Origin of the sequence: Sporosarcina pasadenensis (assembly GCF_047228845.1) — a bacterium.
Taxonomy (GTDB): domain Bacteria; phylum Bacillota; class Bacilli; order Bacillales_A; family Planococcaceae; genus Sporosarcina.
The window spans coordinates 156,792-170,378 of sequence record NZ_JBFEGM010000009.1; the positions used below are offsets into that span (position 1 = coordinate 156,792).

The 13,587-nt window shown below is 45.7% G+C and carries 15 protein-coding genes; 6 read left to right on the forward strand and 9 right to left on the reverse strand.

The genetic code is table 11. The annotated features are described in order from the left end of the window. Positions 1-7: 7 nt before the first annotated feature. A complete protein-coding gene (locus tag AB1K89_RS13625; protein WP_413055261.1) occupies positions 8-967 on the forward strand; it encodes a DMT family transporter in 960 nt (319 codons plus the stop codon). A gap of 514 nt (positions 968-1,481) precedes the next feature. On the opposite strand, the gene AB1K89_RS13630 is transcribed toward AB1K89_RS13625, so the two are convergent. The 5 genes from AB1K89_RS13630 to AB1K89_RS13650 form a co-directional block, all read right to left on the reverse strand. Then, positions 1,482-2,555 carry an ABC transporter substrate-binding protein gene (locus AB1K89_RS13630; protein WP_489686570.1) on the reverse strand — a complete coding sequence of 358 codons (1,074 nt, stop codon included), beginning with the start codon at positions 2,553-2,555 and terminating at the stop codon, positions 1,482-1,484. Between the two features lie 38 nt (positions 2,556-2,593). Further along, positions 2,594-3,382 carry an ABC transporter ATP-binding protein gene (locus tag AB1K89_RS13635; RefSeq protein WP_413055263.1) on the reverse strand — a complete coding sequence of 263 codons (789 nt, stop codon included), beginning with the start codon at positions 3,380-3,382 and terminating at the stop codon, positions 2,594-2,596. 4 nt (positions 3,383-3,386) lie between these two features. Continuing rightward, positions 3,387-4,208 (reverse strand): ABC transporter permease, encoded by an 822-nt coding sequence (locus AB1K89_RS13640; RefSeq protein WP_413055264.1) that lies wholly within the window; start codon positions 4,206-4,208, stop codon positions 3,387-3,389. A gap of 211 nt (positions 4,209-4,419) precedes the next feature. After that, complete coding sequence (locus AB1K89_RS13645) at positions 4,420-4,773, reverse strand: rhodanese-like domain-containing protein (protein WP_413055265.1); 354 nt, start codon at positions 4,771-4,773, stop codon at positions 4,420-4,422. 232 nt (positions 4,774-5,005) lie between these two features. Further along, positions 5,006-6,277, reverse strand: a complete 1,272-nt coding sequence (locus AB1K89_RS13650) for an acetyl-CoA hydrolase/transferase family protein (protein ID WP_413055266.1) — start codon at positions 6,275-6,277, stop codon at positions 5,006-5,008. Positions 6,278-6,570: 293 nt separating this feature from the next. Here AB1K89_RS13650 and AB1K89_RS13655 point away from each other — a divergent pair, with 293 nt between their 5' ends. Beyond that, positions 6,571-7,080: a hypothetical protein gene (locus tag AB1K89_RS13655; RefSeq protein ID WP_413055267.1), complete on the forward strand. Its 510-nt coding sequence runs from the start codon at positions 6,571-6,573 to the stop codon at positions 7,078-7,080. Here the strand turns inward: AB1K89_RS13655 and AB1K89_RS13660 are convergent, their stop codons facing one another. Further along, complete coding sequence (locus AB1K89_RS13660) at positions 7,081-7,359, reverse strand: hypothetical protein (protein ID WP_413055268.1); 279 nt, start codon at positions 7,357-7,359, stop codon at positions 7,081-7,083. A gap of 68 nt (positions 7,360-7,427) precedes the next feature. On the opposite strand from AB1K89_RS13660, the gene AB1K89_RS13665 reads away from it, so the two are divergent. Both AB1K89_RS13665 and AB1K89_RS13670 read left to right on the forward strand, forming a co-directional pair. After that, complete coding sequence (locus tag AB1K89_RS13665; RefSeq protein ID WP_413055269.1) at positions 7,428-7,772, forward strand: CHY zinc finger protein; 345 nt, start codon at positions 7,428-7,430, stop codon at positions 7,770-7,772. Between the two features lie 143 nt (positions 7,773-7,915). Then, the gene (locus tag AB1K89_RS13670; RefSeq protein WP_413055270.1) at positions 7,916-9,562 is read left to right on the forward strand and encodes an SLC13 family permease; all 1,647 of its coding nucleotides are present in this window, start codon (positions 7,916-7,918) and stop codon (positions 9,560-9,562) included. 53 nt (positions 9,563-9,615) lie between these two features. Here AB1K89_RS13670 and AB1K89_RS13675 read toward each other — a convergent pair whose 3' ends face one another. The 3 genes from AB1K89_RS13675 to AB1K89_RS13685 form a co-directional block, all read right to left on the reverse strand. Next, positions 9,616-10,803 carry an MFS transporter gene (locus AB1K89_RS13675; RefSeq protein ID WP_413055282.1) on the reverse strand — a complete coding sequence of 396 codons (1,188 nt, stop codon included), beginning with the start codon at positions 10,801-10,803 and terminating at the stop codon, positions 9,616-9,618. A gap of 115 nt (positions 10,804-10,918) precedes the next feature. Further along, entirely contained in the window at positions 10,919-12,004 is a 1,086-nt protein-coding gene (locus tag AB1K89_RS13680; protein ID WP_413055271.1) for an AI-2E family transporter, read from the reverse strand. Positions 12,005-12,114: 110 nt separating this feature from the next. Further along, complete coding sequence (locus AB1K89_RS13685) at positions 12,115-12,963, reverse strand: VOC family protein (protein WP_413055272.1); 849 nt, start codon at positions 12,961-12,963, stop codon at positions 12,115-12,117. A gap of 103 nt (positions 12,964-13,066) precedes the next feature. On the opposite strand from AB1K89_RS13685, the gene AB1K89_RS13690 reads away from it, so the two are divergent. Beyond that, a complete protein-coding gene (locus AB1K89_RS13690; RefSeq protein WP_413055273.1) occupies positions 13,067-13,384 on the forward strand; it encodes a winged helix-turn-helix transcriptional regulator in 318 nt (105 codons plus the stop codon). A gap of 5 nt (positions 13,385-13,389) precedes the next feature. After that, positions 13,390-13,587: hypothetical protein (locus AB1K89_RS13695; RefSeq protein ID WP_413055274.1), on the forward strand; the 198-nt coding region annotated here is incomplete at its 3' end.

Consider the following 13,587-nt stretch of genomic DNA (forward strand, 5'->3'; position numbering starts at 1 on the left):
CGTCACTGTGAAAGTCATTTGGATCGGGATCCTGTCATCTTTGTTTTTCGCGGTGACGTTCGTTTTGAACAGGTCGATGGAGATTTCGGGGGGCAGCTGGTTATGGAGCGCTTCCCTCCGTTATTTTTTCATGGTTCCGTTTTTAATTGCCATTGTCGCTTATCGTAAAGGGCTTCGGGATACAGGCAAGGCAATGGCGACGAAGCCCCTTCCCTTTTTCGGGTGGAGTGTCGTGGCATTCGTCCTCTTCTACGCCCCTTTAACCTTTTCGGCAGCATATAGTCCCGGATGGTTGCTTGCTGGGACATGGCAATTGACGATTGTGGCAGGTGTTTTATTGGCCCCGTTCTTTGTTATTGTCGTAAAGGCCGAGAATGGTGAAAGGAAGATTCGACAACGGATCCCATTGATTTCATTAGCCATTTCATTGATCATTTTGGTTGGCGTCGTCCTTATTCAAATTCCGAATGCGAAAAGTGTCGATATGCGAACTTTGTCGCTCGGCATTTTTCCGGTGCTGATCGCCGCCTTTGCCTATCCTTTAGGAAATCGGAAGATGATGGATTTACTGCAAGGTAGACTTGATACATTTCAACGGGTCCTTGCGATGACGTTGATGACGATACCGGTGTGGATCGGATTTGCCATTTACGCGACGGTGACCGTCGGCTTGCCATCCGGGAATCAAGTGATCCAATCATTGATTGTTGCTGTCAGTTCAGGCGTCATTGCGACTACACTCTTCTTCATGGCTACTGACCTTGTCCAGCATGACCAAGGCAAGCTCGCTGCCGTAGAGGCGACGCAATCGACCGAGCTCATTTTCGCGATGATCGGTGAAATGCTCATTTTACATATCGCTCTACCTGGCCCGCTCTCACTTTTCGGAATCGCCGTCATCATTATCGGCATGGGACTGCACAGTTACCATACATCGATTGCAAAGAAAAAAATGCCCGTTGCATAGGTTCGGTTGATGGAGAGAAACTTTACTATCAACCAATTGGGGACACAATTCACATATGAATTGATGTCCTATTTTGTTGCCTAACAATGCCCTACTCAATTTGACATTCGATTAGCACTCACTAAGCATGCAAATTACAAAGGAAAAAGCCTTGTGGTTTTTAATTACCATAAGGCTTTTTGGATTTTAGTATAGGGTTGGAGTAGGATAACAGGCAACAGCATCTATAAATCTGGGGTCAATACCGTAGAATTGCCAGAAGGCACCGTTCCACCTATATCCAGACACTTCTCCGAATTCCACACGAGTAGGATAAAACCAAAATTGGTTGCCATTTATAAGCCATACATAAGTGTTTTGATATAGACAGTCGACGATATAGGACACAGAAGGTTTTGGTGGTATGAATGTTGGAGGAGGAGATTGTGGACTCGGTGTACCCTCGAGCGGGAAATATCCCATGGAATTTCACTCCTTTAGTTAAATTCTCAACATTGAAGGGCATATTTCCCTGTCACTCATATGTCCCGATTATTTCCACTGCCTCTTCGGCTAATGATGTATCTACAGCTTTATCAAAATCAATATCACCCAAGATTGCGCCGTTCGCTTTATACGTTTCGTATTGCTTCTTAATATCATCCACGAACATCTTTCCGTCCGGATCAAGACCAGTGACATTCACTTTATCCCACAGCTCCGGATCTTTCAAAGCAGTATGCTTCACCATGATATCGACGATTTCTTCCTTGCCTTCCCCTTTAAAGAACGCGTCGTTGTAATCCCGGACACCTTTCAAATAAGCGGCCATGAAGCGTAGCGAAATTTCTTCATCACCCATGAATTTTGGCGAAGCGAGAACCATCGCAATCTGCGATTCAGGTGCATAATCGGTTGCATCTTTGAATCGGACGTGGAAGCCGTTTGCGACCCCTTGCGCTATGAGCGGCTCGATATTCAACGCTGCGTCGATTGTTCCAGCGTTAATCGCACCAAGCATCGAACCGAAATCCGCGATATGGACATACTCTACGTCATCCTCTGTCAATCCCGCATGTTTCAACATTTCCTCGTAAATATATCCATCAATCGAGTTTCTGGAAGACACGGCAATCTTCTTCCCGCGGAAATCAGGATAATCCTTAATTTCATCTACCATATGGTTGCCGATTACGAAAGTGAAATACGATTTTCCTGGCATATTATGCCCTTTATCCGCAATGATCCGAACGTCGATGCCTTGCGCGATAGCGTTGAAGAAAGATGCGGTCGAAACTCCTCCAGCTATATCGACTTCCCCAGCGGCAAGTGCCGGCAGCATGTCATCACTATTGGCGAAATCGGCAAATTCCACTTCAATATTATAGTCCTCAAAATACCCTTTTTCCTTCGCAATATAGAACCCCGCTCCGGAAGCCGCACCGTCTTCGGCAATCAACACCTTCACCCTTTTATCTAGCGGCGCCAAATCCCCGGATGGCGGCTCAACGACTGAATCGCCAGGAGGTGTTTCCACTTTCGTCTGCGGAGCGGGCTCTTTTTTGGCGCATGCTCCGGCAAGTAAAAGCATTGCAGCCAAAATCATCATCCAACCATATTTGAACCCTTTCACCTTTTCTCCCCATTTCATCTATTCTCTTTCCTAGACCGCTGCACTTCATCTTGCAAATGCTTCCAAATGTCGACAAATTGCTCCGCGAGCTTCGGATCTTTCCGGATATCTTCTATCGTCCGAGGCCGCGGTGTGTCGATTTTAATTTGTTGTATGATTTGACCGGGCTGTGCACTCATGAGCAGAATCCGATCGCTCAGCAATAGCGCTTCATCGATGCTATGCGTAATGAAAATGACTGTTTTTCTCGTTTCTGACCATATGGAAAGCAATTCTTCTTGTAGGATGAATTTATTCTGTTCATCGAGTGCTGCGAACGGTTCATCCATCAGCAAGATTTCCGGGTCATTTGCGAACGCACGGGCAATGCTCACCCGCTGTTTCATCCCCCCGGAAAGTTCTTTCGGGAAAAGATGTGCAAACCGATCAAGACCCGTCTTTTTTAAATAATAGTCCGTCCTCTCCTGAATGACATTCTTCGGCATTTTGCGCATTTTCAACCCAAATGCGACATTCTCCTTCACAGTCAGCCAGGGAATGACTCCCCTTTCTTGGAATACCATTGATTGGAGAGGACGCCCTTCTTGTTCCGAACGGATTTCGAATTCACCGACACTTGGCTGTTCGAGACCCGCCAGTATACGTAGTAATGTTGTTTTGCCACAGCCGCTCGGTCCGACAATACAGACAAATTCCCCTTCTCCGATTGAAAGGGAAATATCGTCGAGCGCTGTCACACTCGATTGTTTTTTGTAAAATGCTTTCGTCAGATTCCTAATTTCGATTTTCGCATTCTTTCTCATCCAATCACCTCCAAGGTAACAACTTTTTCTGAAGACCGCGAAGCATCAAGGAGAAGAGATAGCCGAAAAATGAAATGAGGATGAGGCCGACATACATTTCCTTCAACAGAAAGGCCTTATACGACGTCCAGATCAAATAGCCAATACCCGAAGTTGCCCCCATCATTTCCGCAGCAACAATCGTCAACAAGGCGATTGCCTGCCCCATTTGAATCCCTTCCAGCATGACCGGCAATGAGCCAGGCAATGCAATTTTGAAGAAGAACTGCAGTTTACCTGCTCCATAATTATTTGCAACGTCCAAATAAATTCGATCGATGTTCAAGACGCCAGCCGCCGTATTAATGACAACCGGGAAAAACACGCTTCCCGCAATCGTGACAACTTTCGACAGATCACCAATTCCAAATAGGATGATGATAATCGGTAGCAACGCAAGCGTCGGAATCGGCATAAGCGCCATGACGATTGGTTGAACAAAATGCCGGATCGGCGAATAAAGCCCCATCAGTAAACCGATGACTACCCCGGGTATGACTCCTGCGAGGAACCCTGCAAAAATCCGGTACAACGATACCCCAATATGATCCGCCATCGCCCCGCTCGCAATCATTTTTCCAAATGTGCCTAAAATGGCGGAGGGCGGAGGGAAAAACCGGATATCCATTATTCCCGTCCTTGACATCACTTCCCACAACAGTAAAAGGAAGATTGGCGAAGCGATCGTCAATAGCTGCTTATATCGTTCCTTCGATTGTCTCTGCTTCCATTCACGCTGTTCAACCTCATACGGATCGCGTCCAATAGTCGCCTTATCTTTTTTCAACGTTCACCACCTCTTCATAACAATAATATGTGTATGCCTATGGGTTTGGTTGGGCAAATGGCGCGGTTTTTAGCGAATGGGCGAGGTTTGGCACGTGGGATGGGTGGGTTTGGACGCGGGACGGACTGCTTTGGACGCGGGATGGCTCGCTTTGGACGCAAAAAAACACCTGCCGCGATTTCAACAGCAGATGCTTTCGTGTTTTATTACCTTATCCGCGCCAGGCGCTCATGCCGCCCCTGACGTTCGTGACATTTGTGAATCCCGATTTTTTCAGGATATTTGCGGCTTGAGAACTCCGCATGCCGCTCTGGCAAATGACGACAATCTCTTTATTCTTATCGAGTTTATCCAACTTGGATTTCAACAAGTTCAAAGGGATATTGTTAAATTCATTAATATGGCGCCCTTTGTATTCTGCCGGCGTACGGACATCGATGAATTGCTTCGACTTATCTTTCAACACCGTCTTCAATTCGTCGGTCGATACCGATTTCACGCCTTTTGACGGCATCATACGCCATGCAAAGAATGCGACAATTGCTATGATGATGATCCATTCCATCGGTTGTCACTCCTTCTTTTTTCAGGGACATTGATAATCAATAAATACCCACTGAGGTATTCTTCCTGTAAATTACTATACCTCCGAGGGTATGTAGAGGGCAACAATTTTGTTTATTACCGATTTAAGTGAATTGATCACCGTTCGACGACAATTCGTCTTGAACTCAGCCCAAAGGAAGCGACTAGATCGGTTTCAATAAAAAAAGAGAAGCCCCAATCGGCTCCTCCTCTTACTCTATCAATCCAAACTCTGTTGCTTCATGCCATAATTCTTCCCTGAATTTCGGATGCGCGATGTTGATTAGTGCTTTCGCCCGCTCAGATAGCGACTTCCCGTGCAATCTGGCAATCCCATACTCCGTCACGATATTATCCACGTCGTTCTTCGAAGTCGTTACAACAGAACCCGGCGCCAAATGGAGTTTAATTCTTGAAATCGTATCGTCCTTCGCCGTTGAATGCATGCATACATACCCTTTGCCGTATTTCGACAATCGTACACCTCTCGCAAAGTCCGCCTGGCCGCCACTTGAGGAGTAATATTTGCCCGCCACCGTTTCCGAAGCACATTGCCCATACAAGTCGACTTCCGTCGTCGCATTAATCGACACCATATGATCTTCTTTAGCAATTTCATATGCGGCATTGACGACACTTACAGGCAAAAACTCTACCGAAGGATTGTTATCAAGAAAATCATATAAACGTTGGGAACCAAAAGCGAACGTGGCAATAATCTTCCCTTTATTTGAGGACTTTTTCATCCCATCCACCGCACCAGCTTCAACAAGATCCACTACTCCATCCGTCAGCATTTCCGTATGAATGCCTAAATGCCTGCGCTCCTTCAGCATCTTCATGACTGCATTCGGGATCGCGCCGATGCCGATTTGCAGCGTATCGCCATCTTGGATGTCCTCCGTAATATACTCCGCGATTTTCTGATCCTTCTCTGTAATCACCGGCGATACCTCTTCAGTCAACGGCAAATCATTTTCAATAAAGCCGGCAATTTGACTAATATGGATTTGATTCGCTCCAAAAGTGCGTGGCATATGCTTATTCACTTCCAAAACGAACGGAACTTCACCGATGAATTCTGCCGCGTAATCCGCGTTCGTACCAAGCGAAAAGTAGCCATACTTGTCCATCGGCGAAGCGACTGCCATGACAATCGGCTTCTTCGTCGTTTTCCTTAGCAACCTATACACTTCTTGGAACGCATTAGGAATTAATTCAACATGGCCTTCCCAATAGGCCTTCCTTGTTGCGCCGCTTAGAAAATATGAAATATGTGAGAGATGACCTTTCATCTTACCATTTATATAATCACGATTTCGCAAAGCTAACATTTGGTGCACCTTAACATTGTCCAGCTTCTCATGATGCGCCTCAAGTAGATCCAACAAACCGTGTGGCTCGCCATTCGCCAGAGGAATAATAATGTCCATATTTTTATCAACTAAACCGATGAACTCCAACGGACTCAAACGCTTTGTCATATGTCACACTTCCCTGCTGTTGTTTTATTCAGTATATTACAGACCGAGCGCTCGCTCAACTTGTTGAATAGTGGGACAATACGTATAATAAAAACATGACAAAATTAACAAGCGATCAAATTATACAATTGAATAGTTATAGTGTTTACATTGATATACCCAAACATCCCTTGTTTACTCTTCAGGATTTGTTAGATGAGCAGAAGACAGAGGCTTGTTTGATAGCCATACAAACTGTGAGCAGTAGCCCGAACAAAACTGTCGCAGCATCTTTTTTCATGCGAAGGTTAGGGATGTTTATTAACACACAACTTTACAATTTGGCGGTTTACGATGCAATTTGGGACGGAAATGATGAGAGTCTTTCATTCGGAGCAGTTGAGGAATACGGAAATAGGACCGTCAGTACATTTGCTAATGTAACGGACTGGCGCCCCGTTGATGATAGCGAACGCCTGGGAGTCATCCGAAACTTGCTCATGTTCGCAGACAAAGTCATCCGCCAATTACGAACCGTTGCATCTATCTCACCTTTGACGCTATGGGAAAATGTATTTGGTTTCTTATTATGGCAATACCATGTTCTGCTTTCAAACCCTGGAACGAGCGAGGAAGCACAGTGCGATTTCAACATTTTACACGATGACCATACATGGCAAGGTATTGCACCACGCTCACTATTCTCGACATTTCTAAAAGGAAGAAAGCCGTCCGATCTTTTGAACACGACAGTCCGGACGACATGTTGCTTATCCAAGGATGTGCCTGGTTTAATGCAATGCGGATTTTGTCCGTTGAAATAATCAACTTTCACGAATCGCCAAAAAGCTCTGCTTTACGGAATATAAGACGCCAATTGCTGCTCCGGAATAAAAAAAGCCCATGAAAATTCCTGCTGGTAAATTGCCGCGGTGGCTGATGAAAATGGATAAGAGCAATGCAGACACCGTCGCAACCGTCGACAGCCAGCTTGAACGCACATGAAATAACCATTTGGCCGCCAGTACAATTAACAAAACAACCGGCACTGCCCAAACTGCATCCCATATATTTGTGTGGATAATTGGATATTCATTCAGCATAAAATCAGTCCTTTTTTAGATAAGGATGTGCATTCTGTGCTAAATATACACGACTACAGGAGGAATAAATGAAAGCGATTAAAGTTATGGGGAACATTATCGACCAAGAAACAAGGTGTACACATTACCATTCAGAACTCGATATTATAGCGATAAAGTTTTATTGCTGCCAAACTTATTATCCTTGCTTTTCTTGCCATGAGGAATCAGGATGTGGGGACCATAAGGTATGGCCAAAAGAGACGTTCGGTGAGAAGGCTGTGCTTTGTGGAAAATGTAAATATGAGTTGACGGTTGATCAATACAAGAATAGCGGATATCGCTGTCCTTCTTGCGAAGCGAAATTCAATCCGGGATGTGGGTTGCATTGGGGATTGTATTTCGAAAATAAAAACGAAGTGAAAACTCAATAAATGGGTTTTCATTTTTTTATTTACAAAGAGTACGATATCTCTTAAGCTCCGAATACGTTTTGCCGTCTTGTACCCCAATTAGTTGAATAGTATACTCGTAATGTATTAAAAATTTTAATAATTACATAAAGGGGGAATTCGACATGTTTTCATCGACATGGAATCGATTGTGGCATATGCATGATCAGGTGAAAGACCTGTTTCGTTTCTTTTTCCGTCCGGATTCGTCAGAGATGGCGTCCGGCGGCGGAGGCGGACAGAAGGTCGGTGTTGGGAATGCAGGGGGCGGGCGGGATCCGCGGAGTTATTCACCTGCACAATTAGTCGGGTTAGCGTTAGGACCGCTATTATTCTTTCTTACTTTATTATTTTTCAAGCCGGAAGGACTTTCGCCTGCGGGTGTCGCCATTTTAGCGAGCACGATGTGGATAGCAACGTGGTGGATTACGGAAGCGATTCCGATTCCGGTCACTTCGTTATTGCCGCTCGTGCTGTTTCCTTTGTCGGGCGGAATGGAAGTGAAATTGACCGCATCTGCATACGGAGATGAAACGATCTTTTTATTCATGGGTGGCTTTATGATTGCACTTGCCATGGAAAAATGGAACTTGCATCGCCGGATCGCATTGACGATCATTTCGGCTATTGGAACGAATATGGACCGCATCATTTTAGGTTTCATGGTTGCGACCGGATTCCTTTCCATGTGGATTTCCAATACGGCGACGGCAATGATGATGGTACCGATCGGGCTAGCTATCATCTATCAAATCTCGGATGCGCTGAAGGACGACCCTTCAGTCGACACGTCGAAAGAGAACTTCGGATTCGGTAAGGCGCTAATGTTGGGAATTGCTTATTCGGCTTCACTGGGCGGCATCGCAACATTAATCGGGACACCGCCGAATACATTGCTGGCTGGGGCAATCGATAAAATGTATGGCATCGAGCTATCTTTCGCGAAGTGGATGATGTTCGGTGTACCACTTGCTTGGAGTTTCATATTAATCACTTGGGTCTATCTAGTGAAATTCGCTTATCCGTCAAAAATTAAGACATTGCCTGGCGGACGAGGCATCATTGATAGCGAAAAGCAGAAACTGGGCAAAGCTTCTACGGAAGAAAAAATTGTCTTGACCGTTTTTGTGTTGGCCGCCTTCTCTTGGATTACTCGTACGTTCCTGCTTTCCAAGTTCATTGATGGGTTAAGTGATGGTGTCATTGCAATGGTATTTGCGATTATTTTATTCATCATCCCTTCGGTCAACAAGAAAGGCGACCATCTTTTGGATTGGAACACAGCCGTCAAATTGCCGTGGGGTATTCTATTGCTATTCGGGGGCGGTCTTGCAATCGCGGCTGGATTCGTCAGCTCGGAACTTTCCGTTTGGATCGGATCGCAATTGTCAGGTTTGAGTGGCGTACATGTACTCGTCGTCATTATTATCGTTGCGACACTCGTTATCTTCTTGACGGAAATTACATCTAACACGGCAACAGCATCCATGATGTATCCAATCATGGCTTCACTTGCCGTCGCATTAGGATTCCATCCGTTTGCACTCATGATTGCTGCAGGTGTTGCTGCTTCTTGTGCATTCATGCTGCCGGTCGCCACTCCGCCGAACGCCGTCGTATTCGGTTCCGGCTATTTACGGATTCCCGATATGGCGAAGGCAGGATTTGCACTCAATATTATTGGTATTGTCCTCGTGACAGCATCCATTTACTTCTTGCTTCCGCTGCTATGGGGAATCGATCTTACAACTATTCCGGAATCGTTTAAATGAATGAATTGAAAACAGGGCTAGCCATATTCTACGGCAGCCCTGTTTTTTATTCCCTACGCCTTCTTCGCTCGTTGATACCGGATCATCCCTACATAAGCTACCGGCAAAATCGCCGCGAGTGCAATGAGGCCGGCCCAGCCGAACGTCTCATACAGCGGGCTAAGCAACGTGCTCCCCATCGCCACGCCGATATAATAAGAAACTAAATAGAGGCTTGACGCACTGCCCTTATGATGGGTCGCTTCCTTGCTGACAGATGCCGCCGTCAAGGAATGGGCGGTGAAAAATCCTAAGCAGACAATACAGAGACCGATAATGATAAGGATGAGCGGTGAAAGTGCTGTCAGACCAATCCCCAAGGCTAGTAAAACAACCCCTGCAAACCTGACGTTGCGCAGACCGAACTTTCCCGCAAGCCACCCTGCGAGTGGAGCACCGATGACTCCGAACCCATACGCCAAATATAAGTATGAAATTGTTTCGAGTGAAAGGAAATACGGTGGATCAATTAGATGGAACGGTAAATACGTCCACACTCCTGTAAAAGATAATTGAAGGACGATTCCTAAACCGAATACGATGAGCAAAGCGGGATTCTTCAGATGAAAAACGATCCCTTCAATATCTTTCGCGAAGGTCGTATCGGTCGGCACGAAATTCCTTGATTTTGGCAGTGTCAATAGCAGGATGATGAATAGAACCGTCCCGAAAATCGACAGTATGTATAAAGACATTTGCCACGAAGCCTGTTCGGCAATGAACCCCGTCATGAAACGGCCGATCATGCCTCCAAGTCCATTAAAAGATATGTAGAGCGCTGTTGCGACACTTGTAAACTGCCTATGTATTTCCTCACTAATATACGCGAGCGCGGCAGCCGGCACGCCAGCGAGCGCAAACCCTTGCACGAAGCGGAGAATGACGATAAGCAGGAATGAATCCGTATTTGCGATAATGATAAATGGAATGACCGATCCGATCAAGGAAAGGTAGATGTATACATTCCGCCCGTTCCGATCCGAAAAGAAACCGAGGACAATGAGCCCGACAATGAGGCCGATCGTCGTCATCGACATTGCCATACTTGCATATGAAACCGATATGCCGAATTCTGTCGTGAATAAAGGCAGGAGCGGTTGCATCGCGTACATCGAGGCGAAAATGAAAATAGAAGCGAATCCCAAACCGATTACGATTTTCCAAAATTGAAGATCTTTTAACGTATAGCCGTCATGCTGCATCATCCCACGTCCAGTCGTCACCCTATTTGCTTTTATTATATCATTTGAAATTTCTAATGCTGCAGGAAATGAAAAAGCCGGTATTGGCTTATTCCAATACCGGCAATTATTATCGTTATCCCGACACGTTTTTCGTAGCGGCATGTTTGATTTTTCTTCGTTGTTCATAAATATTCCGTACAATCACTTTTCCGACCGCATACACTGGCACGCCGACGATGATGCCTACGAATCCAGCAATGTTGCCCGCTGCCAAGATGATTGTAATGACTGTGAGCGGGTGGATGTCGAGAGATTTGCCCATGACGTTCGGTGTGATAAGGTTGCTGTCGATCTGCTGGGCGACAAGCGTGACGATCGCGACGCCAATGACAAGTTTAGGGCTGTCCATATAGGCGATGATGAGTGCCGGTGCGACAGCAATCCATGGCCCGATAAATGGCACTAAGTTCATGAAAAGCGCGAAAATCGCTAGCAACAATGCGTATTGCAGACCGAGGATCAAATATCCGATAAAAATGAGAGCTGCCAATATTGCACTGATCAGAAATTGGCCCTGAATATAAGAGCGCAACACGTTGTCGATGTCACTCAAAGTCTTCTTCACCCAATCACGACGTTCGCCGCTGAAGAAGTTATAAATGAGGGGGGCGAATTTCTCATGATCCTTCAACATGAAGATGAAGAAGAACGGCACCAATACGAGCAGGAATATCGCTTGGAAAAAGGATTGCAGAAATTGGACGATCCATTTACTAAAATTCACGGCAATCGTCTGTAGCGAATCGGCAGCACTGTCAATCGATTTCTGCAGATTTTCTGGCAAATCTTCCTTCTGTCGCAACAACTTATCCTTTATGACGTCAAAGTCCCTCGCCAACGTCGGCGCATTATCAACGAGATTATTCACCTGTTTCGTCACTTGGGGTCCTATGATGGAGATAAATATCCCAAGTACGACGACAAGGCCCACCAAGATGAACAAAATGCTCCCCCAGCGTGGTATGTTTCGATCTTCCAGGAAGCGCTGAATCGGTTCAGTCATGTAATAGAGCACGCCGCCGAGCAGCAGCGGTAAAATGATCGCTTTAATAATAATGATGACCGGCGCAAATATGAAACTGATCTCCATGAAATATTTAATGATTAATATGGCTAGCAAAATGCCGACGCCAACTTGGAACCAGAGCTTCTTCGTCAATTTCCCACGTCCTTTACCGTTCGATAACTAGTAAGTACAAGTATACGGTTTTTTACGTATCGTGTCGAAAGAAGTTTCAATTTTATTGGTTAAACTATCTTTTATTATTTTTATCCGTGGATTCGAAGAATGATTCCATTTCCTGCCGGATCTTCCGTCACGAATTGTCCTGCTTTTGATGCCACCGTTGCACCAAGCCCTTCAATTCTTTCAATTGCAGCAGCCAATGTCTCTTCGTCAGGATAAACAAGCGTGTATGCTTTGAGTCCGGCACTTTCTATGGATGGACGAGGTGCGCCCGCTCCATTCCACGTATTCAGTCCAAGGTGATGGTGATAATTTCCCGTCGACATGAACAAAGCTTGCGGATAATGAGTGACGACTCGGAATCCTAAAGCTTCATAGAAAGCTTGCGTTTCGGGAAGGCTTGCGACGTGGAGATGGACGTGCCCCATGATCGTTCCTGAAGGCAAGCCGTTCCATTCCTCATTACCGCTTTCTTCAACAATCGCCCTTGCGTCGAGCGGGTCGGTGCTCATCGCGACAAAATCATTTTGCCATTTCCAAGATTCCGGTTCCCGATCACGATAGATTTCGATGCCATTTCCATCAGGGTCCGACAGGTACAACGCTTCGCTCACGAGGTGATCTGACGCCCCGAGAGGTATTTGGTTCTTTGAAAAATGTTTAATCGCTTTTCCAAGATCCGCTCGCGTCGGCAATAGAAGTGCTAAATGATAAAGCCCCGTTCGTCTCGGCTCCTTCGGAATTATATGTTCTGGTTGTTCCAATACGAGCAACGGATTTTTGCCATCCGCTGTTAACACAATGCGGTTATCTTCCTTTTTTAACACGCGAAATCCGATGATCTCCGTATAGAAGCTAGTCAATTTGTCGAGGTCAGTCACTTTCAAAACGACTTCCCCTGTATATATTTGTGGTGGTTGATGAAAATTCATATTCTATCCCTCCTGGTAAGTTACTCACTTTATGTAACTAACTTTATATGCTATACTATGATTTGTCAACAAACAATGATTTTACGTGAAAGGATTTTGGCATATGAATGAATTTGAACTTTGCCCGCGCTTCGAAAAGGCTGTTTCCATCTTGAGCCAAAGATGGACTGCATTGATTTTATATCAGCTCTTGTCTGGTCCACAGCGCTTCTGTACAATGACCGATAAATTGGGAGTTAGCGGTAAAACATTAACGGAGCGGTTAAAGGATTTGGAGCAGCGCGGATTCGTCGTCCGTGAAGTATACCCAGAAACACCGGTGCGTATCGAGTATTCATTGACGGAGAAAGGAAAATCTTTGACACCGATAATGAAAGAGATTGAAGATTGGTCGAGGAAATGGATAACAGTGGAAGAATAGAGGGCGTGGATCCCGTTTTGAGGCACGGGATACCTCGCTTTGGACGCGGGACCACTCGCTTTGGCGCGGAATCACTCGCTTTGAGCGCGGAATCACTCGCTTTGGGCGCGGAATCACTCACTTTGAGCGCGGAATCACTCACTTTGAGCGCGGAATCACTCACTTTGAGCGCGGAATCACTCACTTTGAGCGCGGAATCACTC